This is a genomic window from Streptomyces sp. RKAG293 (assembly GCF_023701745.1).
In the GTDB taxonomy this organism is placed as follows: Bacteria; Actinomycetota; Actinomycetes; order Streptomycetales; family Streptomycetaceae; genus Actinacidiphila.
The window spans coordinates 5,856,757-5,882,683 of record NZ_JAJOZB010000001.1 but is presented as its reverse complement, the minus strand read 5'-3'; the positions used below and the strand labels follow the sequence as shown (position 1 = coordinate 5,882,683).

At 71.3% G+C, this 25,927-nt stretch carries 27 protein-coding genes and 2 tRNA genes; 10 read left to right on the top strand and 19 right to left on the bottom strand.

The features are described 5' to 3' along the window. Positions 1-207: 207 nt before the first annotated feature. From rsrA to LNW72_RS26390, 4 genes are all read right to left on the bottom strand, one after another. Entirely contained in the window at positions 208-531 is a 324-nt protein-coding gene (gene rsrA, locus LNW72_RS26405; RefSeq protein WP_250977630.1) for a mycothiol system anti-sigma-R factor, read from the bottom strand. Next, positions 528-1,193 carry a sigma-70 family RNA polymerase sigma factor gene (locus tag LNW72_RS26400; protein ID WP_374117423.1) on the bottom strand — a complete coding sequence of 222 codons (666 nt, stop codon included), beginning with the start codon at positions 1,191-1,193 and terminating at the stop codon, positions 528-530. The genes rsrA and LNW72_RS26400 overlap by 4 nt, the downstream gene beginning before the upstream one ends. Before the next feature lie 240 nt (positions 1,194-1,433). After that, a complete protein-coding gene (locus LNW72_RS26395; RefSeq protein ID WP_374117330.1) occupies positions 1,434-2,099 on the bottom strand; it encodes an alpha/beta family hydrolase in 666 nt (221 codons plus the stop codon). Between the two features lie 14 nt (positions 2,100-2,113). Continuing rightward, a complete protein-coding gene (locus LNW72_RS26390; protein ID WP_250977627.1) occupies positions 2,114-2,956 on the bottom strand; it encodes an SOS response-associated peptidase in 843 nt (280 codons plus the stop codon). 54 nt (positions 2,957-3,010) lie between these two features. Between LNW72_RS26390 and LNW72_RS26385 the strand changes: the two genes are divergently transcribed. From LNW72_RS26385 to LNW72_RS26370, 4 genes are all read left to right on the top strand, one after another. After that, positions 3,011-3,724: a M50 family metallopeptidase gene (locus tag LNW72_RS26385; protein ID WP_250977626.1), complete on the top strand. Its 714-nt coding sequence runs from the start codon at positions 3,011-3,013 to the stop codon at positions 3,722-3,724. Between the two features lie 112 nt (positions 3,725-3,836). Continuing rightward, positions 3,837-5,174 carry a 3-phosphoshikimate 1-carboxyvinyltransferase gene (gene aroA / locus LNW72_RS26380; RefSeq protein ID WP_250977625.1) on the top strand — a complete coding sequence of 446 codons (1,338 nt, stop codon included), beginning with the start codon at positions 3,837-3,839 and terminating at the stop codon, positions 5,172-5,174. A gap of 7 nt (positions 5,175-5,181) precedes the next feature. After that, complete coding sequence (gene rsgA / locus LNW72_RS26375; RefSeq protein WP_138350934.1) at positions 5,182-6,186, top strand: ribosome small subunit-dependent GTPase A; 1,005 nt, start codon at positions 5,182-5,184, stop codon at positions 6,184-6,186. Positions 6,187-6,348: 162 nt separating this feature from the next. Beyond that, positions 6,349-6,672 carry a multidrug efflux SMR transporter gene (locus LNW72_RS26370; RefSeq protein ID WP_138351078.1) on the top strand — a complete coding sequence of 108 codons (324 nt, stop codon included), beginning with the start codon at positions 6,349-6,351 and terminating at the stop codon, positions 6,670-6,672. A gap of 48 nt (positions 6,673-6,720) precedes the next feature. On the opposite strand, the gene LNW72_RS26365 is transcribed toward LNW72_RS26370, so the two are convergent. Together LNW72_RS26365 and LNW72_RS26360 are read right to left on the bottom strand one after the other, a co-directional pair. Then, positions 6,721-7,284 carry a hypothetical protein gene (locus tag LNW72_RS26365; protein WP_250977624.1) on the bottom strand — a complete coding sequence of 188 codons (564 nt, stop codon included), beginning with the start codon at positions 7,282-7,284 and terminating at the stop codon, positions 6,721-6,723. Between the two features lie 28 nt (positions 7,285-7,312). Next, on the bottom strand, positions 7,313-7,972 hold the full coding sequence (locus LNW72_RS26360) for a TetR family transcriptional regulator (RefSeq protein WP_250977623.1): 660 nt from the start codon (positions 7,970-7,972) through the stop codon (positions 7,313-7,315). A gap of 133 nt (positions 7,973-8,105) precedes the next feature. Here LNW72_RS26360 and hisN point away from each other — a divergent pair, with 133 nt between their 5' ends. After that, the gene (gene hisN, locus LNW72_RS26355; protein WP_250977622.1) at positions 8,106-8,906 is read left to right on the top strand and encodes a histidinol-phosphatase; all 801 of its coding nucleotides are present in this window, start codon (positions 8,106-8,108) and stop codon (positions 8,904-8,906) included. A 102-nt stretch (positions 8,907-9,008) separates the two neighbouring features. Next, positions 9,009-9,419, top strand: a complete 411-nt coding sequence (locus LNW72_RS26350) for a cyclic nucleotide-binding/CBS domain-containing protein (RefSeq protein ID WP_250977621.1) — start codon at positions 9,009-9,011, stop codon at positions 9,417-9,419. Between the two features lie 101 nt (positions 9,420-9,520). Here LNW72_RS26350 and LNW72_RS26345 read toward each other — a convergent pair whose 3' ends face one another. Continuing rightward, positions 9,521-10,981, bottom strand: a complete 1,461-nt coding sequence (locus LNW72_RS26345) for a catalase (protein ID WP_250977620.1) — start codon at positions 10,979-10,981, stop codon at positions 9,521-9,523. A gap of 140 nt (positions 10,982-11,121) precedes the next feature. On the opposite strand from LNW72_RS26345, the gene LNW72_RS26340 reads away from it, so the two are divergent. Beyond that, the gene (locus LNW72_RS26340; protein ID WP_138350940.1) at positions 11,122-11,532 is read left to right on the top strand and encodes a Fur family transcriptional regulator; all 411 of its coding nucleotides are present in this window, start codon (positions 11,122-11,124) and stop codon (positions 11,530-11,532) included. Here the strand turns inward: LNW72_RS26340 and LNW72_RS26335 are convergent. The 6 genes from LNW72_RS26335 to LNW72_RS26310 form a co-directional block, all read right to left on the bottom strand. Further along, complete coding sequence (locus LNW72_RS26335; protein ID WP_250980496.1) at positions 11,498-12,130, bottom strand: hypothetical protein; 633 nt, start codon at positions 12,128-12,130, stop codon at positions 11,498-11,500. The two genes, LNW72_RS26340 and LNW72_RS26335, sit on opposite strands and share 35 nt — an antisense overlap. Then, entirely contained in the window at positions 12,130-12,882 is a 753-nt protein-coding gene (locus LNW72_RS26330; RefSeq protein ID WP_250977619.1) for a hypothetical protein, read from the bottom strand. The genes LNW72_RS26335 and LNW72_RS26330 overlap by 1 nt, the downstream gene beginning before the upstream one ends. Before the next feature lie 274 nt (positions 12,883-13,156). Further along, a tRNA-Met gene (locus LNW72_RS26325) sits at positions 13,157-13,230 on the bottom strand. Between the two features lie 119 nt (positions 13,231-13,349). Then, positions 13,350-15,245 (bottom strand): tetratricopeptide repeat protein, encoded by a 1,896-nt coding sequence (locus LNW72_RS26320; RefSeq protein WP_250977618.1) that lies wholly within the window; start codon positions 15,243-15,245, stop codon positions 13,350-13,352. A gap of 167 nt (positions 15,246-15,412) precedes the next feature. Further along, a tRNA-Met gene (locus LNW72_RS26315) sits at positions 15,413-15,486 on the bottom strand. Between the two features lie 41 nt (positions 15,487-15,527). Then, on the bottom strand, positions 15,528-18,389 hold the full coding sequence (locus LNW72_RS26310; protein ID WP_250980320.1) for a UPF0182 family protein: 2,862 nt from the start codon (positions 18,387-18,389) through the stop codon (positions 15,528-15,530). A 131-nt stretch (positions 18,390-18,520) separates the two neighbouring features. Here LNW72_RS26310 and LNW72_RS26305 point away from each other — a divergent pair, with 131 nt between their 5' ends. Further along, positions 18,521-19,075 carry a PPA1309 family protein gene (locus LNW72_RS26305; RefSeq protein WP_203675294.1) on the top strand — a complete coding sequence of 185 codons (555 nt, stop codon included), beginning with the start codon at positions 18,521-18,523 and terminating at the stop codon, positions 19,073-19,075. A gap of 61 nt (positions 19,076-19,136) precedes the next feature. On the opposite strand, the gene LNW72_RS26300 is transcribed toward LNW72_RS26305, so the two are convergent. From LNW72_RS26300 to LNW72_RS26285, 4 genes are all read right to left on the bottom strand, one after another. After that, a complete protein-coding gene (locus LNW72_RS26300) occupies positions 19,137-20,213 on the bottom strand; it encodes a PDZ domain-containing protein (protein ID WP_250977617.1) in 1,077 nt (358 codons plus the stop codon). Positions 20,214-20,289: 76 nt separating this feature from the next. Beyond that, positions 20,290-20,448, bottom strand: a complete 159-nt coding sequence (locus LNW72_RS26295) for a hypothetical protein (protein WP_187145007.1) — start codon at positions 20,446-20,448, stop codon at positions 20,290-20,292. 170 nt (positions 20,449-20,618) lie between these two features. Beyond that, a complete protein-coding gene (locus tag LNW72_RS26290; RefSeq protein ID WP_250977616.1) occupies positions 20,619-21,077 on the bottom strand; it encodes a molybdenum cofactor biosynthesis protein MoaE in 459 nt (152 codons plus the stop codon). A 131-nt stretch (positions 21,078-21,208) separates the two neighbouring features. Then, on the bottom strand, positions 21,209-22,312 hold the full coding sequence (locus LNW72_RS26285; protein WP_250977615.1) for an SDR family oxidoreductase: 1,104 nt from the start codon (positions 22,310-22,312) through the stop codon (positions 21,209-21,211). 129 nt (positions 22,313-22,441) lie between these two features. On the opposite strand from LNW72_RS26285, the gene LNW72_RS26280 reads away from it, so the two are divergent. Together LNW72_RS26280 and LNW72_RS26275 are read left to right on the top strand one after the other, a co-directional pair. Next, on the top strand, positions 22,442-23,893 hold the full coding sequence (locus tag LNW72_RS26280) for a zinc-dependent metalloprotease (protein WP_250977614.1): 1,452 nt from the start codon (positions 22,442-22,444) through the stop codon (positions 23,891-23,893). Next, positions 23,890-24,417: an NUDIX hydrolase gene (locus LNW72_RS26275; RefSeq protein WP_250977613.1), complete on the top strand. Its 528-nt coding sequence runs from the start codon at positions 23,890-23,892 to the stop codon at positions 24,415-24,417. Before LNW72_RS26280 ends, LNW72_RS26275 begins: the two co-directional genes overlap by 4 nt. Before the next feature lie 36 nt (positions 24,418-24,453). Here the strand turns inward: LNW72_RS26275 and LNW72_RS26270 are convergent, their stop codons facing one another. Further along, positions 24,454-25,224, bottom strand: coding sequence for an AIM24 family protein (locus LNW72_RS26270; protein WP_138350949.1), 771 nt, complete (start codon positions 25,222-25,224; stop codon positions 24,454-24,456). Between the two features lie 15 nt (positions 25,225-25,239). Beyond that, positions 25,240-25,923 carry an AIM24 family protein gene (locus LNW72_RS26265; protein WP_138350950.1) on the bottom strand — a complete coding sequence of 228 codons (684 nt, stop codon included), beginning with the start codon at positions 25,921-25,923 and terminating at the stop codon, positions 25,240-25,242. Between the last annotated feature and the right edge of the window lie 4 nt (positions 25,924-25,927).

Here is a 25,927-nt window from a genome sequence, read left to right as displayed (position 1 = left end):
ACTCACCCGGATCCTCGACCGCAGGCCGTCCGCCCTGATCGCCGACCGCAGGCCGTCCGCCCGGATCCTCGAATCCAGCACCTTGCCTCCCAGTGCCTGCGACGGGCGCGGCTCAACCCCCGTTGAATCCTCGGAGGATAGGGCCGCGCCCGTCGGGCGGGAGACCGATATGCGGTTTGGGCGGAATGGGCCTGTCGTCAGTCACCCCTACGGGTGAGCTTCGGCTCCGCTCCCGGCGATGATCTCGGGTGCCTGTTCCGGCACCGGTGAGATCTCGCCGGAACGGATCAGCTCGATCCGCATCATGACCTTCGACCGGAGGTCGGTGGGAACGTCGTCATGGCCGCAGCAGCGCTTGACGAGCTTCTTCACCGCCGCTTCGAGGCCGTACTTCTCCAAGCACGGGTGGCACTCGTCGAAGTGCTCCCTGAACTTGGCGCAGGCGTCGTCGGACATCTCCTCGTCGAGGTACTCGTAGAGGTGGTCGAGCACCTCGGAGCAGTCCGTCTCATGTGCGTTGCCGCAGCTCATGTCCCTGAGCCCTTCTCGTCTCCCGCGCCGGCCGGGACGAGCCCGCGCTCACGGGCGTAGTCCTCGAGCATCGAGCGCAGCTGGCGCCGCCCGCGGTGCAGTCGGGACATCACCGTGCCGATGGGTGTCCCCATGATGTCCGCGATCTCCTTGTACGCAAAGCCCTCGACATCCGCGAGATAGACGGCGATACGGAATTCCTCGGGGATCGCCTGCAGCGCCGACTTCACATCGGAGTCGGGCAGGTGGTCGAGCGCCTGGGACTCGGCCGACCGCAGGCCGGTCGACATGTGCGACTCGGCGCGTGCGAGCTGCCAGTCCTCGATCTCCTCCGAGCCGCTGCGCAGCGGCTCGCGCTGCTTCTTGCGGTAGGAGTTGATGAAGCTGTTGGTGAGAATGCGGTAGAGCCACGCCTTGAGGTTCGTTCCCTCACGGAACTGGTGGAAGGACGCGTACGCCTTCGCGTACGTCTCCTGCACCAGGTCCTCGGCGTCCGCGGGGTTGCGGGTCATCCGCAGCGCGGCCGAGTACATCTGGTCGAGGAAGGTGAGGGCGTCCCGCTCGAAGCGCTCATTGCGCTCCGCGGAGCTCTCCTGTGCTTCCTCGCCGGCCGTGCCCGCAGCACCCGCTGTGCTGTCGTCGGTGCCGGTGACCGGAACCACCTCCTCCAGAACGGTCACGGGCCCAAAACCGGACCCGCTCGGTTCGGAGGATATCCCGCTGGAGATCGGCGTGCCGGGCGCGCCGGTCCTGCCGCCTGTCGCAGGCCACTGAGCCCAGTCCAGGTAGGGCGCCTTCGCCTTGGCGTTCGCGCGTGGCTGGCATGCGGCTGAAACCATGCGGCTGCTTCCTCACTCTGCGTTTTCGTACCGGTGATCCGGACAACGCACGGATCACGGTCGTCATTCCCGCCGTTCCCGCGCCCGTGCGCGAACGGCGGTGTGTCCGAGTCCGGACAGCCAGTCACCGACACCGTCCGTAATCACGCTGAGTGCGTCCTCCTGGGAGAGGTCGGCCTTCTTCGGGACGGCGAAGCCATGGTCGGCGTTCGGCACCGCGACGATCTCCGTCCCGGCGGGGAACTCCTCCGGCGGCCCGAACGGATCCCGGCCGCCCTGCACCACCAGCGTCGGGACATCGGCGCCCAGCAGTTCGGCGGCCCGGGACTTCTCCGGCCGGCCCGGCGGATGCAGCGGGAACGACAGCGCCAGCACGGCGGCCGCCCCCAGCTCCACGGCCGTGCGGCAGGCGACCCGGGCCCCGGCGCTGCGGCCGCCCGCGATCACCGGCAGGCCCGGCTCCGCCAGGACGGGCCACAGCGCCCGCCAGGCCACGTCCAGGGTCTTCGGCGCGGGCGCCACCTTTTTGCCGGCCACCCGCCACGGCTGCTCGACCAGCGCCACGGTCACGCCCAGGGCGGGCAGCGCGGCCGCCAGCGCGACCAGGTCGCGGGCCTCGATGCCGCCCCCGGCGCCGTGCCCCCGTGCGAGGACCGCCCGCGCCTTCCGCCCGCCGTCATGCCACGTCACGCGGGCCTCGCCCGCCGGTGTGTCGATCACCCGCCCCATCCTGCCGGTCCCGGTCAGAAAAGGGTTTCCTCCGCGGGGGCGGCCAGCGCGTCGGTCAGCTGCGGCCCGTTGTTCCTGACGTTGCTGACGTCCGTGCCCACCGGATACAACCGCATCAGCCCGGCGGCCGGCGGCGCGAGCAGGCCACGCAGCTCGTCGGGATCGGTGGTGGCCGGATCCAGCCAGGCGTCCCAGCGGTCCGGGGTCAGCACCAGCGGCATCCGGGGGTGGACGGAGGCCAGCGAGGCCGGCCCCTCGCCGGTGAATCCGGCGGGCGGGGTCTGCTCCGCCTCCGTCGTGATGACGGTGCAGGTGGACCACCACGCCTGCGGGTGGTCGTCGGGCAGCGTCCGGTCCCGCCAGAACTCGTACAGCCCGGCCATCGCCATCACCGAGCCGTCCGCGGGGGTCACGAAGTACGGCTGCTTGCGCGCCCGCTTCTTCTTCCCCTGCTCCTCCAGCTGCCGCGCTCCTTCCTCTGTCACCCGTCCCCTACCTTCGGCGGGGAGACCCCATTCGTAATAACCGTCGGCGGGTATGAGGCAGCGGCGGGCGCTGAAGGGGCGGCGGAAGGACGGCTTCTCGTGCACGGTCTCCGCCCGCGCGTTGATCATCTTCACGCCGACGTCCGGGGTCTTCGCCCACGACGGCACCAGCCCCCAGCGCAGCTTCCGCAGCTGCCGTACCGGCTCGGGGGTCTCCGCGCCCTTCAGCGGGCGCTCCAGCACGACGTACACCGGATCCGTCGGCGCCACATTCCAGTTCGGCGCCAACTCCTCCTTCGGCTCCCGCTGCTGGACCTCGAAGAGAGCCGTCAGATCCTCGGGTCGCCGGCTCGCCGCATATCGACCACACATGAGTGCCAGACTGCCACGGCACTCCGACATGGCGCCGCTCGTTGCAGGGGAACGATGGATATCAAGAGCTTCACGGAACTATGGGACCGCGTGGTCGGTACCCAGCCCGATCCGTCGGCCTGGCTGGTCGGCGGTACGGCGCTGATAGCGCTCGCCGCCGTGCTGCCGGACGGCATATGGCGGCTGAGCCGCAACGCGATCACCATCGCGCACGAGGGCGGCCACGGCCTGCTCGCGCTGCTGACCGGGCGCAGCCTGGAGGGCATCCGGCTGCACTCGGACACCTCGGGCCTCACCGTCTCGCGCGGCAAGCCCTCAGGGCTCGGCATGATCCTGACGGCCGCCGCCGGGTACACCGCGCCGCCGCTGCTGGGCCTGGCCGGGGCCGCGCTGCTGGCCGCCGGGCACATCACCGCGCTGCTGTGGGGGGCCACGGCGCTGCTGCTGGCGATGCTGATCATGATCCGCAACGCGTACGGGGCGCTCACGGTCGTGGTGACCGGTGCCGCGTTCCTGCTGGTCTCCTGGCTGACCGGACCGCAGGTGCAGGCGGCCTTCGCCTACCTCGTCGTCTGGTTCCTGCTGCTCGGCGGCTCGCGTCCGGTCTTCGAGCTGCAGCGCACCCGCAGACGCGAACGGTCGAACACCTCGGACGCGGACCAGCTGGGCCGGCTGACCCACACCCCGGTGGGCCTGTGGCTGCTGCTCTTCTACGCGACGGCCGGCTGCGCGCTCGTCGGCGGCGGGCGCTGGCTGCTCGGCCTGTGAGGCCGGTGGGGCCCACCGGGTCCGCGCCGGGCTCCGGTACGGCCCTCCGCGGCCTCCTGCCGGGCTCCCGCACTCCGGGCGGGGCCGCCGCCAGCCACTAGGCTAGGTGCCCATGACCGACAGTTCCCCGCACACCGCTCTCTGGCCCGCCCCCGTCGCCTCCGGCCCCGTCGACGCGACGGTCACTGTGCCCGGATCCAAATCGGTCACCAATCGCGCGCTGGTGCTCGCCGCGCACGCCTCCGAGCCCGGCTGGATCCGGCGCCCGCTGCGCAGCCGCGACACCGTGCTGATGGCGGACGCGCTGCGCGCCATGGGCGTGCAGATCGACGAGCAGGTGAACACGGTCGGCGGCGGCGAGGCCTGGCGGGTCATCCCGGCCGGGCTGCACGGACCGGCGCGGATCGACGTCGGCAACGCCGGCACCGTCATGCGCTTCCTGCCGCCGGTCGCGGCGCTGGCCGACGGCCCGGTCCGCTTCGAGGGCGACCCGCGGGCGTACGAGCGGCCGCTGCAGGGCGTGATCGACGCGCTGCGCACGCTGGGCGCCCGGATCGACGACGAGGGACGCGGCGCGCTGCCGCTGACCGTGCAGGGCGCCGGCTCGCTGTCCGGCGGGCCGGTGGAGGTCGACGCCTCGTCGTCCTCGCAGTTCGTGAGCGCGCTGCTGCTGTCGGGGCCGCGGTTCAACCAGGGTCTCGAGCTGCGGCACACCGGCCACACGCTCCCCTCCCTCCCCCACATCCGCATGACGATCGACATGCTGCGGGTCGCGGGCGCGAAGGTGGACGCCCCGCAGGACGGCGGAGAGCCGAACGTCTGGCGGGTCGCGCCGAGCGCGCTGCTCGGCCGGGACCTGACGGTGGAGCCGGATCTGTCGAACGCGGCGCCGTTCCTGGCGGCGGCGCTGGTCACCGGCGGCCGGGTCACCGTGCCGGACTGGCCGGAGCGGACCACCCAGCCGGGCGACGCCCTGCGGGAGATCTTCACCCGCATGGGCGGTACGTGCGAGCTGACCGAGCAGGGGCTGACGTTCACCGGCACCGGCCGGATCCTGGGCATCACCGCGGACCTGCACGAGGTCGGCGAGCTGACGCCCGTCATCGCGGCGGTCGCCGCGCTGGCCGAGTCGGAGTCCGTGCTGTCCGGGGTCGCGCATCTGCGGCTGCATGAGACGGACCGCCTCGCGGCGCTCGTCACGGAGATCAACGGCCTGGGCGGCGACGCCACCGAGACCGGGGACGGACTGCGGATCCGGCCCCGCGCGCTGCGCGGCGGGGTCTTCCACACCTACGAGGACCACCGGCTGGCGACGGCGGCGGCCGTGCTCGGCCTGGCCGTGCCCGGCGTCCAGGTGGAGAACGTCGCCACCACCGCCAAGACGCTCCCGGAGTTCCCGGAGCTGTGGACCGAGATGCTCGGGACCCCCGTCACGGCGGGGCGGGGCTGACCGCGCCATGCGCCGCTACGGCAAGAACCCCGACGAGGACGACATCCGCGTCCGCCCGAACACCAAGGGCAACCGTCCCCGCACCAACATCCGGCCCAAGCACGAGGACGCGGCCGAGGGCATGGTCCTCACCGTGGACCGCGGCCGGCTGCACGTCCTGATCGAGGACCGCACCATCGTCGCGATGAAGGCCCGTGAGCTGGGCCGCAAGAGCGCCGTGGTGGGCGACCGGGTCGCGGTCGTCGGCGACCTGAGCGGCGGCAAGGACACCCTGGCGCGGATCGTGCGGGTCGAGCCGCGCAAGTCCGTGCTGCGGCGCACCGCCGACGACGACGATCCGTACGAGCGCGTGGTCGTCGCCAACGCCGACCAGCTCGCGATCGTCACCGCGCTGGCCGACCCCGAGCCGCGCCCCCGCATGATCGACCGCTGTCTGGTGGCGGCGTACGACGCGGGCCTGGAGCCGCTGCTCGTGCTGACCAAGTCCGATCTGGCCTCGGCGGACACCCTGCTGGAGACGTACGCGACGCTGGGCGTCTCCTATGTGGTCACCACCCGGGACGACTTCCTGACCGGCGGGGTGGACGCGGTCCGCGAGCGCCTCAAGGGCCGGATCACCGCGTTCGTCGGGCACAGCGGGGTCGGCAAGACCACGCTGGTGAACGCGCTCGTCGAGCGGCAGCGCGCCACCGGCATCGTCAACGCCGTCACCGGCCGCGGCCGGCACACCACCACGTCGGCGCTGGCCCTCCCGCTGCCGGGCGACGCCGACGGCTGGGTCGTGGACACCCCGGGCGTGCGCTCCTTCGGCCTGCACCACATCGATCCGTCCCGCGTCATCCTGGCCTTCCCCGAACTGGTGGCGGGGACCGAGGAGTGCCCGCGCGGCTGCAGCCATGACGAGCCCGAGTGCGCGCTGGACGCGTGGGTCGCCGCCGGCCACGCCGATCCGGCCCGGCTCGACTCGCTGCGCCGGCTGCTGGCGACCCGCGAACGCCGCGAGGGCGACTGATCCCTGGCGCGGGTTCCCCGGCGCCCTCGTTCGCCCGTTCGCCCGTTTGCCCCTGCATCCGAGGAACGTTGCCGCCATTTCCGGGCATGCTGTGTGATGATCCATCAGTCCGACGGCGGCGCCTCGGACGGCAGGCAGGGCGACGGAACGGGAGGCACCTCGATGGCATGGCTGCTCGTGGTGGTCGCAGGCATCCTGGAGACCGGCTTCGCGGTCTGTCTCAAGCTCTCCCACGGGTTCACCCGCCTGTGGCCGACGATCGCCTTCGCGGTCTTCGCCCTCGGGAGCTTCGGCCTGCTCACCCTGTCCCTGAAGAAGCTCGACGTCGGTCCCGCGTACGCGGTGTGGACGGGGATCGGCGCCTCGGGAACCGCCATCTACGGCATGGTCTTCCTCGGCGACATCGTCTCGACGCTCAAGATCGTCTCGATCTGCCTGGTCCTGGCGGGCGTTGTGGGTCTGCAGCTGTCGGGCTCCTCGCACTGACCTAAGGAGGCCGCCCGGCGGATTCGCCGGACGACCCCCTCTGCGGACTCAGCGCGCGACCGCCTCCGCGGCGTCGAAGGCGGCGGCGTGGACGCCCGCGGTGAACGCTTCCCGTGCGGTGCCGAGCAGTTCGGTGCCGGCCCTGCCGGGCAGCCGCGCGGCCGCGGCGACCGCGCCGCCGAGGGTCTCGTGCGCCGCCGCCGGCGTACCGGTCATCCGGTCGTGGTAGAGCGCGGCGTGGAACGGGCTCTTGCCGAGGACGAGTTGCAGATACTGGTTGGTGTAGAGCGTGACGCCGATGAAGGCGAACATCGCCAGCACGTTGATCAGCAGGGACGCTGTGAACGTGCGCTGCCGGAACAGCTCGATGTCGATCAGCGGGTCGGCCGAGGTGCGCTGCCTGCGGACGAAGAGCCAGGCCACCACCACGCCCGCGACGACCGACAGGGCGGGCACCGGCTCGACTCCGTGCACGGCCATCTGCTTGATCCCGTAGATGACCGGGAGGACGGCGGCGAGCGACAGGAACGCGCCGAGCACGTCGAACCGGCCCGCCCGCGGGGCGCGGTACTCGGGCAGCAGCACCGGGGCGAGGACCAGCAGCAGCACCATGGGAGGCGCTGACCGGCCCGCCCGCGGCTCACCAGCCGTGCGCCAGCAGCCCGCGGACCAGCCGCGCGACCTGCAGGCAGGCGTCCTCGTCGGAGGCCGAGGGGGCGACGACGTAGGCGAGGGTGAGCCGGACCGCGACCTCGCACGCCCAGCCGATGTCGGCCAGATCCAGCTTGGGATAGCCGTGTTCGAGAGCGCCGACCGCCCGGTTGCGGATCTCGGTGACGAGTTCGCCGGGCGCGGGCGCGGCCGCCGCCACCGGGGGCTGCGCCATCGAGGCGGGCGCGGCGGTGAAACGCGTCGGATGCGGTGAGCGCTGGAGCGGGATCCCGGCTGCCGCCACGGCCGGCAGCCGCTCGCTGCGGCAGCCCGTCAGGGTGGCGCGGACCAGCGGGCTGCGGCGCGCGCTGTGCAGCGTCCAGGCCGCGGCGGCGGCGAAGCAGTCGCCCGCGTCCGCGCCCTGCCGTTCCGCTTCCGCCAGGGCGTTCTCGACCCCGGCCAGAAACGTGTCGGCCTCGCGGCGCGCGAGCGCGCGGGCGAGGCCGTCCTTGCTGCTGAACTCGTTGTAGAGGGTCTGCCGGGACACCCCGGCAGACAGCGCCACGTCGACCATCCGCACCGCCGCCCAGGGCCGGGCGCCCAGTGCGGCCAGAGCCGCGTCCAGTAATGATTCCCGCGCAGTAGGCATCATCGCCTCCAAGGCCCCGCATATGTCCCGGACAGCGGCCGTGGGCAAAGAATTGACGCGCCGCGGACCCCTGTCAAGGCTCCGCGCACCGTCCGCGTGACCTCGGCCGGTTGCGATCGCTACTGTTCGCCTTATGCCCGACTTCAACGACGACCTGCGCCTCGCCCACATCCTCGCGGATGCCGCCGACGCCACCACCATGGAGCGCTTCAAGGCTCTGGACCTCAAGGTCGAGACCAAGCCCGACATGACGCCGGTGAGCGAGGCCGACAAAGCGGCGGAGGAGCTGATCCGCAGCCAGTTGGGCCGCGCCCGGCCGCGGGACGCGGTGCTCGGCGAGGAGTACGGCAGCCACGGCAACGGCCCGCGGCGGTGGATCGTCGACCCGATCGACGGCACCAAGAACTACGTGCGCGGGGTCCCCGTCTGGGCCACCCTCATCTCCCTGGTGGTGAGCGGCGAGCACGGCGACGAAGGCGTGGTGGGCGTGGTCTCCGCGCCGGCGCTCGGGCGGCGCTGGTGGGCCTCCAAGGGCCGGGGCGCGTACACCGGGCGCAGCCTGTCGGCTGCCACGCGGCTGGCGGTGTCGAAGATCAACAAGCTGGAGGACGCGTCCTTCGCGTACTCCTCGCTCAGCGGCTGGGAGGAGCAGGGCCGGCTCGACGGCTTTCTGCACCTGTCCCGGAACTGCTGGCGCACCCGCGGCTACGGCGATTTCTGGCCGTACATGATGGTCGCCGAGGGCTCGGTCGACATCTGCGCCGAGCCGGAGCTGAGCCTGTGGGACATGGCGGCGCCCGCCGTCATCGTCCAGGAGGCCGGCGGCCGGTACACCAGCCTGGACGGCGAGCCCGGCCCGTTCGGCGGGAACGCGGCGGCCTCGAACGGGCACCTCCACGAGGAGCTGCTGGGATACCTGGGGCGCACGGGCTGAACGAAACGGCGGCGCGCCTCCCCTTGCTGAGCCGGACAGAGCATGTGAACATGAGAATGCCCGAGCTTGTGAACTTGTGAAAGCATTCTCTAGGGGTAGCCCATGCTCGTCCGAGACGCCATGAGCACCGTCGTCCTGACCATCGGACCCGCCCACACACTGCGCCAGGCCGCCCACCTGATGGCCGTCCGGCGGATCGGCGCGGCCGTCGTCCTCGACTCCGACACCTGGGGAGTCGGCATCCTCACCGAGCGCGACATCCTCAACGCCATCGGCACCGGTCTGAACCCGGACGTCGAGACCGCCCACGACCACACCACCACCGACGTCGTCTTCGCGACGCCCGAGTGGACCCTGGAGGACGCCGCGTCCGCCATGGTGCACGGCGGTTTCCGGCATCTGATCGTGCTGGACGGCCGCGACCCCATCGGGATCGTGTCGGTCCGCGACATCATCCGCTGCTGGGCCCCGGACCGGGCCACCGCCGGAGCGCAGAGCGCACTGGCCGGCTGACCCCCGCCCGCGACCCGCGCCGACGGCCGTTCCGGCCAGGGACGGCGAAGAGGCCGGAGCCCCATGGCGTCCGGCCTCTTCGGTTTTACGACAAGCGTCCGTCAGCCGCGGAGGGCCTGGACCGCGGCTTCCAGCCGCTTGCCGTAGTCGGGGTCCGCCTGGCGGAAGTTGTGCACCGCGCGCTCGGCGATGTCGTCGCGCGAGACCTTGGAGATGAACTGCGCCAGGTTGTCGACCAGGCGCTCCTTCTCGTCCTCGGACAGGGCGCGGTAGAGGTTTCCGGCCTGCACGAAGTCGTCGTCCTCGGCGTGCGAGGGCGCCTCGGAGGTGCCGGTGGCACCGGAGACCGGGACCGGCTGCCACAGCGGTTCGTTCGTCTGCCGCGGGCCGCCGAAGCTGTTCGGCTCGTAGTTCTTGGCGCCCTTGTGCCGGCCGTCGTACAGGTAGCCGTCACGGCTGTTGGTGCGCGCCTCGGTGGCGTGCGGACGGTTCACCGGCAGGTGGTCGGCGTTGATGCCGACGCGGTAGCGGTGGGCGTCGCCGTACGCGAAGAGCCGGCCCTGGAGCATCTTGTCCGGGGACGGGCCGATGCCGGGCACGAAGTGCGCCGGGGAGAAGATCGACTGCTCGACCTCGGCGAAGATGTTCTCCGGGTTGCGGTTGAGCTCCAGCTTGCCGATCTCGATCGGCGGGTAGTCCGCGTGCGGCCACACCTTGGTGAGGTCGAACGGGTTGAAGCGGTAGTTCGCCGCCTCGGCCGCCGGCATGATCTGGACCTGCACCGTCCAGGACGGGAAGTCGCCGCGCTCTATCGACTCGCGCAGATCGCGCTGGTGCGAGTCGGGGTCCATGCCCGAGAGCCGGTTCGCCTCGTCCGTGGTCAGGTTCTTGATGCCCTGGTCGGTCTTGAAGTGGTACTTGACCCAGAAGACCTCGCCCGCGGCGTTGTTCCACTGGTAGGTGTGCGAGCCGTAGCCGTTCATGTTGCGCAGCGTCGCCGGGATGCCGCGGTCACCGAAGAGCCAGGTCACCTGGTGCGTCGACTCGGGGCTCAGGCCCCAGAAGTCCCATACGTTGTCCGCCTCCTGGGAGCCGGTGTACGGGTCGCGCTTCTGGGTGTGGATGAAGTCGGGGAACTTGATGGCGTCCTTGATGAAGAACACCGGGGTGTTGTTCCCGACGAGGTCGTAGTTGCCGTCCTCGGTGTAGAACTTCAGCGCGAAACCGCGCGGGTCGCGCACCGCGTCCGCCGAACCCAGGTTGCCCGCCACGGTGGAGAACCGCAGGAAGGTCTCGGTCTGCTTGCCGACCTCGGACAGGAACGCCGCCCGGGTCCACTCCGAGACGTCACGCGTCAGCGTGAAGGTGCCGTAGGCGCCGGCGCCGCGGGCGTGCACGATGCGCTCCGGGATGCGCTCACGGTTGAAGTGCGCGAGCTTCTCCAGCAGCGACTGGTCCTGGATCAGCACCGGGCCGCCCGGACCCGCCGTCTGGCTGTTCTGGTTGTCCGCCACCGGTGCTCCGGCCTCGGTGGTCAGCGGGCCCGTTTCCTGAACCGTCACGTGCGTCTCCCTGGATCCTGATCGACCTGTCCCTTGGCTGTCGCCGGAATCGATCCTACGATAGACAGAGTCTAAGTCAAGAAGAGAAACATCCCCGGACTCATTCAGACCCCGGACCGAGCGCTGTTAGGCTGATGCGTATGAGTGACCTTCTGGAACGACTGCGCGAACGCGGCTGGCGGCTGACCGCCCAGCGGCGTGTCGTGGCCGAGGTCCTCGACGGCGACCACGTGCACCTGACCGCCGACGAGGTGCACGCCCGCGCCACCTCCCGGCTGCCGGAGATCTCCCGGGCGACCGTCTACAACACCCTCGGCGAGATGGTGACCCTCGGTGAGGTCATCGAGGTCGCGACGGACGGCCGCGCCAAGCGCTACGACCCGAACGCGCACCACCCGCACCAGCATCTGATCTGCTCGCGCTGCGGCACGATCCGCGATGTCCACCCCGCCGGCGACCCGCTCGCGAGCCTCCCCGCGACCGAGCGCTTCGGCTTCACCATCGCCGACGTCGAGGTCACCTACCGCGGTCTGTGCCCCGACTGCTCCTGACGGCATCGGCTCCCGCGTCCGGCGCCAGCCGCTCGGCCGCCCTGCGCACGGCGGGCTCGGTACGGGTCCTGCCCACCCAGACCGTTTCCGCGGGCACCTGCGCGGCCACCCGCGCCAGCGCCTCGAACACCTCCCTGGCCACCCCCGGATCGGGGTCGAGCGCCAGCGGCGCCAGCAACCGGACCAGATCGTCCGCGGGCGCGAGCCGCCCCAGCGCCCGCACCGCGCAGCGCCGTACCCGCGCGGGCCGGGCGGCCGGTCCAGGCCCGGGTCCGGTTCCAGGTCCAGATCCCGGTCCAGGTCCAGGTCCCGGCTCGGTGAAGCGGAGCAGCACCGGCACGTCCGTCGCGTCCCCGCACTCCCCCAGGCCCGCCAGCAGACCGGCCAGCAGCCCCGCCGGACCGCCGGGCCCGCACCGGCCGAGCTGTCTGCGGTAGACCCGGGCCGGCGGCTCACCACGCCGGTACAGCTGCCACCGCGCCTGCGCCCGCACCATCCGGGCCGGATCGGCGAGCACGCTCACCAGGCGCGCGGCCGGCACGTCGACGGGCAGCGCGGCCACCGCGAGCTCCCGCACCGCCGCGCTGCGCGCCCACATCAGCCGTCCCGCCTGATCCGGATCGATCTCCAGCAGCCGTTCCGCGCACAGCCGCCGGCACACCTGGTCCCGGTCGCGCAGGGCGGTCCGCAGCAGGTCGCCACGTACGTACTCCCCAGTTCCAGGGCCAGTTCCATCCCGAACCGGCGGGTCCGCGGATCGCCGTCCGCGGCCAGCGCGCGGACCGCCCGCCGGTACCCCGGCTCCGCGAGCACCGCGCGGTACCCGGCCAGCCGACCGCCCGCCCGGCGCCTGCCGCTCAGCCGCAGCAACAGCCGCACGGCGGCCGCGACTTCGTCGGGCGCGGTCCGCACGGGCAGCGCCGCCACGGCGCACTCCCGTACGGCGGGCACCCAGTCGACCGTGCGCAGGGCAAGCGCCGCCGCGGCCAGCGGCCCGCCGACCCCGGTCAGCGCCTCCACCGCGGCCTGCCGGACGTGGCCGTCGCGGTCCAGCGAGGCCAGCAGCAACCGCAGCGGATCGGTGCCGCCCGGACGGAGCGGCACGGTCGTGGCGCCCGGGGCGCGGGCGCCGCGGTCCAGGTGGGGCAGCAGCTCGGGAGGCGACCGCAGGAGGGCGTCGAGCGCCGCGGCACGGTCGTACGGGAGGCCGCCGTCCACCGCGGCCCGCAGGGAGTCCAGCAGTGCCTCTACGGTCTCCGGCCGGCCGGTCACGGCCGCCCGGCACAGCCCGCTCCAGCGTTCCGCGTCGAGCACCGTGGCCGGCGCCGGCCCGTCACGCCGTCGCAGCACGGTCCGCCCAAACCGTCCGCGCAGCAACCCCGCCTCCTCCGCACCGCGTAGGAGACCAGGATCGCGCCGGTGGGGAAGGCTTCCAAGGCTGTTTGCGCGCTTTTGCCCGAACGATGTACGAGGCACTACTCCGGGAGGCTTCCGGACCCTCCTGGACCGTGCGACAGGACCGCGCACCAGGACCGTGCGGCATCGTGCGGCAGGACCGTGCGGCAGCGGAAAACGACGAAGGCCCGGTCCCTGATTTCTCAGGAACCGGGCCTTCGTACTGAAGTAGCGGGGACAGGATTTGAACCTGCGACCTCTGGGTTATGAGCCCAGCGAGCTACCGAGCTGCTCCACCCCGCGCCGTTGTGTCCTCACTGTAGACCAGCGGCGCTGAGCAGTGCAAATCAGGTCCCGGGCGGGCAGCGGCGGGGGCGCGGCCGGGCCGGAGCCCGGCCGGGGCGGCCCTGCGACGACGCGACCTACGCCGTGAGCTCGTGCTGCACGGCGTCGGTGAGCCGCGCGGCGCGCTCGGCGACCTCGGCCGGGCCGCACTCGACCGCCCGCGCGCACCAGCCCTGGGCCTCGGCCAGCTCGCCGTGCCGGGCGGCGAGCAGCGCCATCCGCAGCGCGGCGCGGCCGTGGCCCGCGTCGGCGGCCCGGGTCCACCACAGGGCGGCCTCGGGCTCGCTGCCCTCGCGGGCCAGCAGCAGCCCGAGGTTGAACGCGCCGTTGCGGCTGCCCGCCTCGGCGGCCTCGCGGTACCAGTGCGCCGCGTCCACCACGTCGCCGCGCTTGGCGGCGCACATGCCGAGCCGCACCTGGGCGCGGCGGTGCCCCTGCCGGGCGGCGCGGCCGTACCACTCCTCGGCCTCCTCCTCGGCCTCGTCGGTGTCCGCGCGGTCCAGCAGCGCGCCGAGCCGGAAGGCCGCCTCGGGGCTGCCGCCGCCCGCGGCGCACCGCAGGTGGCGTTCCGCGCCGTGGCTGTCGCCCTCGCGCAGCAGCACGATGGCGACCTGGAGCGCGGCCTCGGTGTGGCCGGCCGCGGCGGCCCGCTCGTACCAGCCGCGTGCGGCGGCCTCGTCGCCCCGGTTGGTGTGCAGGATGCCGAGGTTGAACGCGGCGTCGATGCTGCCGGCCTCGGCCGCCTTGGAGAACCACGGCTCGGCGCCGGCCGCGTCTCCGCGCTGCAGCAGCAGGACGGCGAGCGCGTTGGCGGCCTCGCGGTGTCCGGCGTACGCGGCCTTGCGGTACCACTGCTCGGCCTGCGCGGTACGGCCCTGGCCGGCGCAGAGCAGGCCGAGGTTGAACGCCCCGTTGACGTCGCCCGCCGCCAGGGCGCTGCGGTACCAGCGCTCGGCGGTCTGCGTCTCGCCCTCCTCGGCGTGCAGCGCTCCGAGCGCGTTGGCTGCGTTGCCGTCGCCCGCCTGGGCGGCGCGCCGCCACCACGTGGCGGCGGAGTCCACGTCACCGGCGTCGCGCAGCAGGAAGGCGAGCGCGCAGGCGGCGCGCGCCTCGCCGTCGCGGGCCGCGGTCAGGTACCAGTGGCCGGCTTCCTTGGTCTCGCCGCGCTCCTCCAGGAGCGTGCCGAGGCGCAGCGCGGCGCGGCGGTGCCGCCGCGCGGCGGCCTGCCGGTACCACTGCTCGGCCTCGCGCTCCTCGCCGCGCTCGGCGCAGATCCGCGCGATGCGGTACGAGGCCTCGCGGTGGCCGTGCTCGGCGGCGACCCGGAACCAGCGCTCGGCGCCGACGTCCCGCCGGTGGTCGAGCAGATCGGCCAGGGCGTACGCGCCCAGCGTGTGGCCCGACTCGGCGGCCTGGCGCAGCCAGTACTCGGCACCGGGCTCGTCGCCGCGCTCGCGGTAGTGCCGGCCCAGGGCGTGCGCGGCCGGGGCGGAACCCGCGACGGCGGCGATCCGCCACCAGTTGGCCGCCTCGTCCGGGTAGCCGCGCTGATGCAGCAGCAGGGCAAGGTTGTTGGCGGCCGCGCGGTCGCCGTTGGCGGTCGCGGCACGCAGGTACGGCTCGGCCCCGTCGAGGTCGCCGCGGCGCAGCAGCAGGGTGCCCAGCGCGCTCATGGCGGCCGGGTCGCCGTGGTCCGCGGCCCGGCGGTGCCGGACCTCGATCTCGGCCTCTTCGCGGACCGCGAGGCTTTCCTCGTCGGCGAGTTCGGCGGCCTCGGAGGCCTCGGGCAGGTCGGAGAGCTCGGTCCTGTCGGTTCTGGCAACGGGAAGCGAATCGGCGGCGCGCGGCGCCGGCAGGAGACTGGCGACAGCCGGAACGAGCCTGGAGGCGGACGTCGACGTGTCACCCGTCGACCCGCGATCATGGATCTGACGAGTATTCAGCAGTCTTGCACCATCCCCCATAAGGTCCATCGTCGCACCACCCGTTACCGCCGTACACCTGGTATACCGCAACCCAATTGGTCACTTCAGCGTTTTGTCGACTTCCCGACTTGACGCCTTACCAAACGCACAGCTCTGAGCGTCCCCCAAATAAGTGAAGAGGCCCGGAGTCTGTTGACTCCGAGCCTCTTCTGCAGTAGCGGGGACAGGATTTGAACCTGCGACCTCTGGGTTATGAGCCCAGCGAGCTACCGAGCTGCTCCACCCCGCGCCGTTGTGTCCCAACCGTACCACGGCGCGCGGTGTGTCTGATCAGCCCTTCTTTGCCGTCTTCTGCTCCGCTTCCGCCGCCCTCTGGAGTGCGGCGGCCAGATCCTTCTGCGTCTGGCCGTACTTGGCCCAGTCGCCGGCCTTCAGCGCCGCCTGGCCCGCGTCGAACGCCTTCTGGGCGTCCGCGAGCGCCGCGGCGACCGTCGGATCGGGTGCCGGCTTGGTGGGTTGCCCGGTAGCCGGTGGTGGCTGGGTGGTGCCGCCTTCGCTGCTGAACACCTCGTTCAGCGCCGCCTCAAGGGTGTCCTGGAAGCCGATCTGGTTCCCATAGGTCACCAGAACCTTCCTGAGCAGCGGGTAGTTGGTGCCCGCGCCCCTGACGTAGACCGGCTCCACGTACAGCAGGCCGCCGTTCAGCGGCACCGTGAGCAGATTGCCGTACTCGACCGTCGAATCGCCCCCGCGTTTGAGGAGGTTGATCTGTGGCGCGACCTTGTTGTCGGAGTTGAGCTTGCTCTGCACCTGTTTGGGCCCGTCCACCGTGGTGTTCGGTGGCAGTTGGAGCAGTCTGATCGCGCCGTAGTCCTTGCTCGTCGCATCGGCGTCGACCGCCATGAACGCGCTGAGGTTGTCGCGCCCGTTGGGCGTGAACGTGGTCGTCAGCGAGAACGCCTGCGAGCTCTGGTCCGGCATCTTCAGGCTCAGGTAGTACGGCGGAACCGACTTGCCGGTCTTCGCCGCCGGGTCGTCCGGGACCTGCCACACCTCGCTGCCGCTGTAGAACGTCGACGCCTTGGTCACGTGGTAACGGGTCAGCAGCTGCCGCTGCACCTTGAACAGGTCCTGCGGGTACCGCAGGTGCGCCATCAGGTCGGGACTGATCTCGCTCTTGTCCTTGACCGTGCCGGGGAAGGCCTTCATCCAGGTCTTCAGCACCGGGTCCTTGGCGTCCCACTGGTACAGGGTGACGGTGCCGTCGTACGCGTCCACGGTCGCCTTGACCGAGTTCCGGATGTAGTTGACCTGGTTCTGCTGCGCGAGCACCGTGCGCTGGCCGTCGGTCAGCGAATCGGCCGTGGTGTCCCCCAGCGTGGTGCGGGAGGCGTACGGATAGCCGTTGGTGGTCGTGTAGGCGTCCACGATCCACTTCACATGGCCGTCGACGACCGACGGGTACGGGTCGCCGTCGATGGTGAGCCACGGCGCGACGGCCTCGACCCGCTCCTTCGGCGTCCGGTTGTAGAGCACCTTGGAGCCCTTGCCGATCGCCCCCGAGTACAGGATCTGCGGCTCACCGAAGCTCACCGCGTACGCGGCCCGCGTGATCGGGTTGTCGAGCCCGACCCCGCTCTTGCCGGTGTAGGTGTACGCCTTCTCACCGCTGTTGTCGGTGTAGTCGATCTCCTTCGTCGGGCCGCCGACGATCGAGTACTGCTTGGTCTGCTCGCCGTAGTAGATCCGCTGCTGGTACTCGGGGAGGGAGCCGGTGGCCGGCAGGTCCTTCTCGGTGAAGTCCGGCGAGCCGTCCGCCAGCGCGTTCGTCCCCTTGGCCGCGACCATTCCGTACCCGTGGGTGTACTTGAAGTGGTCGTTGATCCAGTTGTTCTCGGGGATGCCGTTGACGTTCAGCTCGCGCAGGCCGACGACCGTGTCCTGCTCCTTCTTGTCGGTCGTGTACCGGTCGACGTCGAGCGTGGACGGGAAGGCGTAGTAGCCGCGGGTCTGCTGCAGCTGCTGGAAGGTCGGCGAGACCACGTTCGGGTCCAGCAGACGCACACTCGCCGTGGTGTTGGCGTCGGCCCGCAGGATGTCCTTGTTCGGCGTGGTCGGGGTCCCGGGGTACGGGCTGACCTTGCTGCCGCCGATCCCGTACGCCTCGCGGGTCGCGTCGATGTTCTTCTGGATGTACGGCGCTTCCTTGGCGGCCTCGTTCGGCTGCACCTGGAACTTCTGCACGATCGCCGGGTAGAGCCCGCCGATCAGGATCGCGGAGAGCACCATCAGACCGAAGCCGATCATCGGCAGCGACCAGGTGCGCCGCCACAGCGTCGCGAAGAACAGCAGCGCGCAGATGATCGCGATGGCGAAGAGGATGTTCTTCGCCGGCAGATACGCGTTCGCGTCCACGTAGCGCAGACCGGTCCAGCTGGTGGTGGCCTTGAAGTCGCTCGACTTCACCGCGAGGCCGTACCGGTCCAGCCAGTACGCGACCGCCTTGAGCGACACGAAGATCCCCAGCAGCACCGACAGGTGGCCGGTGGCCGCCGCCGTGGCCCGCCCGCCGGGCGAGGTGATCCGCAGACCGCCGTACAGGTAGTGCACCAGCGCGGCCGCCACCAGGCCGAGCACCACGGCCGCGAAGCCGAAGCTCAGCAGGAAGCGGTACCAGGGCAGGTCGAAGGCGTAGAACGCCACGTCCTTGTGGAACTGCGGATCCTTCGTGCCGAACTGCGTGGCGTTCGTGTACAGCAGCCACGTACGCCACTGGCCGGACGCCGAGCCGCCCGCGATGAGGCCGACCATGGCGCAGACCGCGAGCAGCACCCACTTCTTGTAGGGCGCGATACCCATCCGGTATCGGTCCAGGCTCTGCTGCTCCAGCGACATCGCGCTGAGCGGCGGCCGGAGCCGGTGGGCCAGGTAGATGTTGACGCCGACAGCCGCGGCCATCAGCAGGCCGAAGGTGAAGAACAGGCCGATCTTCGTCCACAGGGTGGTGGTGAAGACCGATGAATAATGGACCGAGCGGTACCAGAGCCAGTCCGTCCAGAAGCCCGCGAACATGACGAACGCGATGGCGAGCACGATCAGCGCGCCAAGCGTCATCAGTAGCGTCCGCGTACGCCGGGACGGACGGCCGAGTCTGATCCGCGGCCCGGTCGGACCTCCGCCGCGATCCGGCATCTGGAATACCAAGGTGCGCACCTCGAAAGTTCGGTGTCTACGGGCGTCCCGGGTCGGACCCCCACTGGTGCAACTTACTCACGCTTTACTCGGTTCCCGATTTTGGCCTGGGAACAGGCAGGATATTGACCATGTCCAACATTGCGACCGATGGAGCACCTCTCGCGGCGAGCCCGCTGACCCGTGCCGTACTGGAGATCGACGAATATGCGTCCGGTCTCGGCTGGGACCGGCCCGCGCGGCTGTTCGCCCTGGTCGACACCGCACGCCTGCGTACACAGGAACCGGGCCTGGCCGATCAGCTGGGGCTCGCGGAGAAGAACGCCGGGGCGCTGACCCCGGTCGAGCAGGACGAGCTGCCCGAGGGCAAGGCGCTGGACGAGTTCCTCGCCACGATCGCCTGGCCGGACGTCATCGCCGGCTGCGCCATGACGGTGGAGCGGCTGATGCTGCCGCCGTCCGCGGAGGCGGCGATCCCGGAGGGGCTGAACGACGCCAAGCTGGCGAAATGGGTCGCCGAGCACCCTGAGCGCCAGGAGGTGCGGATGACGGTCGCCGTGCTGCGCAACGGTGCCCGCGAGTCGGCCATCAGGCTCCGCTCCAAGGACACCGCCACCGAGGTCCTGACCGGCTCCGACCTGGTACCGGGCCTGGCGGAGGCACTGGCCGCCACCTTCGAGAGCTGAGCACGGGCGCGCGGCCGGGCAGGTCCGTGACGGGCCCGCCCGTCCCGCGGCTCAGCTCTTCTCAGCTCTTCGAGCAGCTCGGCAGCGCGTCCGTCTTGTCGGCCTTGATGTTCTCCAGGGCCGACAGGGCGTCGTCGATCGTGCTCACCTTGACGAGGGTGAGGCCGGAGGGGATGTCCTTGGCGGCCTCGGCGCAGTTGTCCGCCGGGGTCAGGAAGTACTGCGCGCCCTGCCCGCGGGCCCCGATCGTCTTGAGGCCGATGCCGCCGATCGGGCCCACCTTGCCGCTGTCGTCGATCGTGCCGGTGCCGGCCACGAACTTCCCACCGGTCATGTCGCCCGGGGTGAGCTTGTCGACGATGCCGAGGGCGAACATCAGGCCCGCGCTCGGGCCGCCGACATCGGCGAGCTTGATGTCGATGCTGAACGGGAAGAGGTGCTCGACACCGGCCTGGATACCGACGACCGCCCGCGCCTTGCCGTCGTCGGCCGACTTCCGGGTGGTGACCACGACCTCCTTCGTCGCGCCGTCCTTCTTCTTGGCCGCCTCCTCCGGGATGACGGTGAAGATGACGTTCTCGCCCGGCTGGTGCTTGGTGACGAGCTTGGCGACATCGCCGGGCTGCTTCACCTCGGTGCCGTCCACGGCCTTGATCACGTCGCCGGCGTGCAGCTTGCCCTCGGAGGCGCTGCCCTTCACGACCGCGCCGACGATGACGCGGGAGGAGACCGCGATGTTCAGCTTCTTGAGCGCCGAGACCTTGGCACTGTCCTGGGACTGGGTGAACTCCTCGGCGTTCTGCTGATCGGCCTGCTCGGCCGTCTGGCCCTGCGGGTAGAGGGTGTCGTGCTCGACGACCTTCTCGTCATGGCCGATCCAGCCGACCACGGCCTCCACCAGGTTCATCCGGTAGTCCGCACCGGTCACCCGGACGGTGGTCATGTTGAGATGACCGGTCGTCGGATAGGTCTGGTGCCCGGAAATCTGCAGGACCGGTTCACCCCCGTGATCGCCGAGGGTGTTGACGGTCGGCCCGGGTGACATCTCGGCGTACGGCGCCGGCGTCAGAAGGGCGACGCACAACAGCGCTATCAGCGTCAGGGTCGAGGCGATCAGCGTCGCGGTGCGGCGTGGCATGCCACGAATGTACGGGACCGGTCCGACAAACGGCCCGCTGGGCCGGTCCGCAGCGGCGGGGGCGTCCGCGGTGCCGCTAACCGGAATGCGACTTCTGCATCGCCTCACGGAAGCGCTCGTAGTCCGCCAGCGAGGAGCCGTCCCCGGTGGCACGCGTTCGCGCTGCCCAGCTGCCCCAGACGGTGGCAACGAGCACGGCCACAAGCGGAATGAGCAACCAAGCGAGCGCTGCCATGAAGTACTCCCGACCCCGCGTACGCCAATTATGGACCTATGAGCAGATTAGCTACCCAGTAGGACAACGGTCGGGGCGGGTGGGGAGTTACGCAACCGGAGAGGCTGCCGGACGGCGCTACGCGCCGACCCGCCCTCCCGTCGCCCGACCACCACCCCTGCCGGACGGCGCTACGCGCCGACCCACTCTTCCTGGCCGTCCGCGAAGGTCTGGTGCTTCCAGATCGGGACCTCGGCCTTGAGCTCGTCGATCAGCCGCCGGCAGGCCTCGAACGCCTCGCCGCGGTGCGGACACGAGACTGCCACGACCACCGCCAAATCGCCCACTTGGAGGTCACCCACACGGTGGACGGCGGCGAGCGCCCGGACCGGGAACTCCGCGGCGATCTTCTCGGCGATCCGCCGCATCTCCGCTTCCGCGGTGGGATGCGAGGAGTAGCCGAGCGCCGTCACCGCGGCACCGGAACCGCCGTCGTGGTCGCGTACGGTCCCGACGAACAGCGCCGTGCCCCCCGCCGCCTCGTGCCCGACGGCCGCGAAGACCTCGTCCACGGACAGGGGCGTGTCACGGATCTCCAGGAGCCGGATCGGGTTCTGCGCGTCAGCGTGCGTCGGTGCCATGCGGCACATGCTGCCTCATCCGCCCGCGATGCGGAAGTTCGATTCCGGTGGTTGCTCCGCCGGGGGGCGGCGGCGCTTCCCGGCGCCGTTGCCGAGCCCTTCCGGCGCCGTTCCGGAGCCGTTCCGGAGCCGTGTGCGACCTAGATTCCGCGCCGCTTGCGGGCCCGGCGCACCAGGGCGGCGGTGCCCACCAGGGCGACCGTCGCGCCGGCCGCGCCGAGCGTGGTGGCGTCCTTGCGGCCGAGCCGGCGGCCCGCGACGGAGTTCCGGCCCGCGACCTCCTCCAGGAGCTGGGCCAGCACCTCCTCGTTGGTCCACTGGGGGCGCCAGCCCGCCTCGTGCAGCCGGCTGCCGCTGACCACCCACGGGTGCATGGTGTACGCCAGGTCACCGGCCGGGGACGGGGTGAGGCCGAGCCGGTGCAGGCGGGAGGCGGCGCCGAAGGCGATGGCCGGCGGCAGCTCCATCCGGCGGATGCCCGACAGTTCCTCGACCTCCTCCTGCTCCAGCCAGCCGTCACAGCCGACCGCCATCTCCCCGTCGACCTTCTCCAGCACCGCGTACTCCAGCGCCGACACCAGGTCCTCGACGTGGCAGAACTGCCAGCAGGGCCGGCTGCCCGCCACCACCAGGAGCCGCGGCGACTCGAAATACCTGGTCAGCGCGGTGTCCGTGCCACCGACCAGGACGGCGGGGCGCAGGATCGTCACGTTCAGCCCGGGGTGGGCGCGCGGCGCGCGGCGGCCCAGCCGTTCGATCTCCAGCAGGTCGTCGACGAAGCTGGCCTCGGCGGTGGCCCGCAGCGGGGCGTCCTCCGCGAGCGGCACATCGTTGTCGGCCTGGGCGCCGTAGACCATCGCCGAGGTGCACAGCACCGCGCGGCGCACCCCGGCGGCGGCCGCCGCGGTGAGCACCGTCTGGGTGCCGCGCACGTTGAAGGCCGTACGCGCCTTGGGGTCGGACTCCAGATCGAGGTCGAGACCCAGATGGACGACGACATCGACGCCGCGCAGTTTCTCCGCGATGGCGGGATCGCGGACGTCGAGCACCCGCCACGTCGCTCCGGGCACGTCCCCGCGGCGTTCGTCGATCGCGACGACCTTCTTGACCTCGTCGGACTCGACGAGCCGCAGCGCGAGCAGATGGCCGAGGCCGGACGCCGCACCGGTGATCGCCACCACAGGGCCCGCGGGGGCCTTGGACGGGCTCCGCTCTGGGCGAACGTGTGCTTCTGGGGAACTCACCGGGTGTCTCCCACGGTTGTTTCTGGTACGAGGTGCGCACTTGGTACGCAGCCATCCTGCCTGACTGGTGTCTAGGCTGGAGGTACAGCCCACAACACACAGCCCCAACACATAGAGCCGAGGAAACCCGTGAGCGACCACCCATTCGGATTCGGCGTCCCTCCCGAGGAGCCCGAGGACGGGGACGAGGGCAAGAAGCAGGGCGGCGACGGGTCGGGGCAGGGACCTGCCGACAATCCCTTCGGTTTCGGTGGCGTGAACCCGTTCGGGGGCGCCGGCGGGGACAACCCGTTCGCCGCGATGTTCGGTTCCCTGAACCCCAATGATCTCGGTGCCGCCTTCCAGCAGCTCGGCCAGATGCTCTCGTACGAGGGCGGCCCGGTGAACTGGGACATGGCCAAGGACATCGCGCGCCAGACCGTCGCGCAGGGCACCCCGGACGGCGTCAAGGACGCGAGCGTCGGCCCGGCCGAGCGCTCCTGGGTCTCCGAGGCCATCCGGCTGGCCGACCTGTGGCTGGACGGGGCGACGTCACTGCCCTCCGGCTCGGGCAGCGCCGTGGCCTGGAGCCGCGCCGAATGGGTCGAGGCGACCCTGCCGGCGTGGAAGGAGCTGGTGGACCCGGTCGCGGAGCGGGTCGGCGCCGCCATGGGCGATGTGCTCCCCGAGGAGATGCAGGCCATGTCCGGGCCGCTGCTCGGCATGATGCGCTCCATGGGCGGAGCGATGTTCGGCAGCCAGATCGGCCAGGCGCTGGGCACCCTGGCGGGCGAGGTGGTCGGCTCCACCGACGTCAGCCTCCCGCTCGGCCCGGCCGGCAAGGCCGCGCTGCTTCCCGCGAACATCGCGGCCTTCGGTGAGGGGCTGGGCGTCCCGCAGGAGGAGGTGCGGCTGTACCTGGCGCTGCGCGAGGCCGCCCACCAGCGGCTCTTCGCGCATGTGCCGTGGCTGCGGGCGCATCTGTTCGGCGCCGTCGAAGGCTACGCGCGGGGCATCAAGGTCGACACGGCGAAACTGGAGGACGCGGTCGGCCAGCTCGACCCGTCGAACCCCGAGGCCATGCAGGAAGCGCTGGCGCAGGGCATGTTCCAGCCCGAGGACACCCCCGAGCAGAAGGCGGCCCTGGCCCGGCTGGAGACGGCGCTCGCGCTCGTCGAGGGTTGGGTGGACGCGGTCGTGCACGCGGCCGCCGCCCCGCACCTGCCGTCCGCCGCCGCGCTGCGGGAGACGCTGCGCCGCCGCCGGGCGACCGGTGGCCCCGCCGAGCAGACGTTCGCGACGCTCATCGGTCTGGAGCTGCGCCCCCGCCGGCTGCGGGACGCCTCCCGGCTGTGGGCCTCGCTGACCGACGCCCGCGGCGTCGACGGCCGGGACGGCCTGTGGGAGCACCCGGACATGCTGCCCACCGCGGAGGACCTGGACGACCCGGACGGCTTCGTGCACCGCGAGACCGCCGACTTCTCCGAGCTCGACAAGATGCTCGGCGAGGCCGCCGAGAAGCGTCTGACGAAGGACGAGCCGAAGAAGACGGACGAGGCTCCCGGCGCATCCGACGAGACCAAGGACGACGAGGGCAAGTGAGTCTGCACGCGGACGCGGTGCGCGTCCTGAAGGACTGGGACGCGCCCGACGCAGGTCAGGAACAGCTGCGGCTGGAGTACCTCGACCATCTCGACAGCAGTCCCGGCGGCATGTGGAAGGCCTCGCAGCCGGGACACATCACGGCCAGCGCGCTGGTGGTGGACCCGGCGACCGGGCGGGTGCTGCTGACGCTGCACAAGAAGCTGAAGATGTGGCTCCAGATGGGCGGCCACTGCGAGCCGGAGGACGCCACTCTGGCGGCCGCCGCGCTGCGCGAGGCCACCGAGGAGTCCGGCATTCCCGGGCTGACGCTGCTGCGTCCCGAGCCGGTGAACCTGGACCGGCACTCGACGCCCTGCGCCTGGCATCTGGACGTGCAGTACGCGGCGCTCGCGCCGGCCGGCGCGGTCGAGGCGATCAGCGAGGAGTCGCTGGACCTGCGCTGGTACGGCTACGACGAGGTCGGCTCGGTGGCCGACGGTTCGGTGGAGACACTGCTGGCCCGTACCCGCGCGCTGCTCTGAGGCGGCGCGCGGGCACGGCCCGTACCGACGACCGGCTCAGCGGTTGTTGGTCCAGATGTTGCCCAGGTTCTGGGCGTGGGCGCCTGCCTGGCCCACCCCGAACTGGGCCCGCAGGCCCTGGCCGATCTCCGCGTTCTGCGGCGGCATCAGCTCGCTGGGCTGCACCAGGACGTATCCCTGGCCCACGAAGTTGAGCTCCCAGCCCTCACCGGTGTTGCCGCGCCGGCGGTAGACCGAGGAACTGCTGGTCTGCGCCTGCATCTGGACCCGCAGCGAGGACGACCAGGCGACCACCGCGTCGGCGTCGCAGGAGACGTACTTGTCCGGGGTCACCGGCATCAGCAGCGGCTTGCCCGAGGTCATCAGCGCGACCTTGCCCTGGCCCGAGATGTTCAGGTTGTAGGCGCCGGTGCCGGACAGGCCGAACTGGCTGTCCACGGCGATCACGTCCCAGTGCAGCCCGGAGTCGAGGGCGAGCACATAGGCGCTGTCCACGGTGAGGCCGTCATGGTCGACGTCCACGACGTGGATGTGCTGGGCCAGGTTGGCGAGGTAGACCGTGCCCTGCCCTGAGCAGCGCATCAGGTCCAGGCCCTCGCCGGTGGCCATGCGCGCGCCGCCCTGGTTGCGCGACTGGTACTCGCCGTCGAATTCGATCATTCCCTGGTAGGCCACCATCGCGCCCTTGCGGGCGAGACAGTCACGGCCGGAGTTGCCCTCCAGCTTGACCCGCAGCAGGTACGGGTTCTGGAGTGCGTAGAGGTCGTTCGACTGGACCTCGGTGTTCGCGAAAAGCGGGCTCTGCATATCGGTCGCTCCCCCTCAGCCCCGTGCCCGGAGGCGGTCTGTGCTGTCCTCGCTGGGCTGTACGACGACGAAGCCCTGGCCGGAGAACGCGATCTGGAACGCCTCGCCGCTGCCCCGCCCGATCAGGGAGGACGCCTTGAAGCTGCGCTTGGCCTTCATCTTGAGTCCCGACGACCAGGCGACGAGCGCGTCCGGGTCGACGTAGGTCTCGTCGGCGCCGCTTCCGCAGTCGACGACGATCGGTGTGCCGCGGGAGGTGATGGCGACCCAGCCGGTGCCCTTCACCCCCACGTTGAACAGGCCCTGGCCGGCGAACTTGGCGAGCCCCTTGACCCGCTCGACGCCCCACTGGAGGTGCGCGTCGAAGGCGAGCAGGTTGGTGCCGTTGACCGACAGGGACTCGTTGTTGAGATTGACGCACACCACGTCGGCGCCGTAGTCGGCCAGATAGAGCAGCCCGTCGCCGGTGCACTTCATCAGCGGGGCGCCCTCACCGGTGAGCCACTGCGAGGCCATCTGCCGGACGGCCGGCGGATTGGGCTCGTACTGGACGAAGCCCTCGTACGCGACCATCGAGCCGGTACGGGCGAACAGGTCCTGGCCGGTCTGCATGGCGACCTTGAGCATCGCCGAGCCGTGGGTCTCCATCCGGGCGGACACCGGGGTCGGTGCGTAGCCCGCGATCATCTGCTGGTCCATTGCG

Bases quoted from the DNA above. Each gene is read 5' to 3' on its own strand.
- LNW72_RS26340 (WP_138350940.1), top strand. From the start codon at position 11,122: ATGAGTGACCTTCTGGAACGACTGCGCGAACGCGGCTGGCGGCTGACC.
- LNW72_RS26295 (WP_187145007.1), bottom strand. From the start codon at position 20,448: ATGGCAGCGCTCGCTTGGTTGCTCATTCCGCTTGTGGCCGTGCTCGTT.
- rsgA (WP_138350934.1), top strand. From the start codon at position 5,182: ATGCGCCGCTACGGCAAGAACCCCGACGAGGACGACATCCGCGTCCGC.
- LNW72_RS26265 (WP_138350950.1), bottom strand. From the start codon at position 25,923: ATGGACCAGCAGATGATCGCGGGCTACGCACCGACCCCGGTGTCCGCC.
- LNW72_RS26395 (WP_374117330.1), bottom strand. From the start codon at position 2,099: ATGGGGCGGGTGATCGACACACCGGCGGGCGAGGCCCGCGTGACGTGG.
- LNW72_RS26270 (WP_138350949.1), bottom strand. From the start codon at position 25,224: ATGCAGAGCCCGCTTTTCGCGAACACCGAGGTCCAGTCGAACGACCTC.
- LNW72_RS26320 (WP_250977618.1), bottom strand. From the start codon at position 15,245: ATGGACCTTATGGGGGATGGTGCAAGACTGCTGAATACTCGTCAGATC.
- LNW72_RS26390 (WP_250977627.1), bottom strand. From the start codon at position 2,956: ATGTGTGGTCGATATGCGGCGAGCCGGCGACCCGAGGATCTGACGGCT.
- LNW72_RS26370 (WP_138351078.1), top strand. From the start codon at position 6,349: ATGGCATGGCTGCTCGTGGTGGTCGCAGGCATCCTGGAGACCGGCTTC.
- rsrA (WP_250977630.1), bottom strand. From the start codon at position 531: ATGAGCTGCGGCAACGCACATGAGACGGACTGCTCCGAGGTGCTCGAC.
- LNW72_RS26310 (WP_250980320.1), bottom strand. From the start codon at position 18,389: ATGCCGGATCGCGGCGGAGGTCCGACCGGGCCGCGGATCAGACTCGGC.
- LNW72_RS26350 (WP_250977621.1), top strand. From the start codon at position 9,009: ATGCTCGTCCGAGACGCCATGAGCACCGTCGTCCTGACCATCGGACCC.
- aroA (WP_250977625.1), top strand. From the start codon at position 3,837: ATGACCGACAGTTCCCCGCACACCGCTCTCTGGCCCGCCCCCGTCGCC.
- LNW72_RS26300 (WP_250977617.1), bottom strand. From the start codon at position 20,213: ATGCCACGCCGCACCGCGACGCTGATCGCCTCGACCCTGACGCTGATA.
- LNW72_RS26335 (WP_250980496.1), bottom strand. From the start codon at position 12,130: ATGTGGGCGCGCAGCGCGGCGGTGCGGGAGCTCGCGGTGGCCGCGCTG.
- LNW72_RS26290 (WP_250977616.1), bottom strand. From the start codon at position 21,077: ATGTGCCGCATGGCACCGACGCACGCTGACGCGCAGAACCCGATCCGG.
- LNW72_RS26365 (WP_250977624.1), bottom strand. From the start codon at position 7,284: ATGGTGCTGCTGCTGGTCCTCGCCCCGGTGCTGCTGCCCGAGTACCGC.
- LNW72_RS26305 (WP_203675294.1), top strand. From the start codon at position 18,521: ATGTCCAACATTGCGACCGATGGAGCACCTCTCGCGGCGAGCCCGCTG.
- LNW72_RS26385 (WP_250977626.1), top strand. From the start codon at position 3,011: ATGGATATCAAGAGCTTCACGGAACTATGGGACCGCGTGGTCGGTACC.
- LNW72_RS26360 (WP_250977623.1), bottom strand. From the start codon at position 7,972: ATGCCTACTGCGCGGGAATCATTACTGGACGCGGCTCTGGCCGCACTG.
- hisN (WP_250977622.1), top strand. From the start codon at position 8,106: ATGCCCGACTTCAACGACGACCTGCGCCTCGCCCACATCCTCGCGGAT.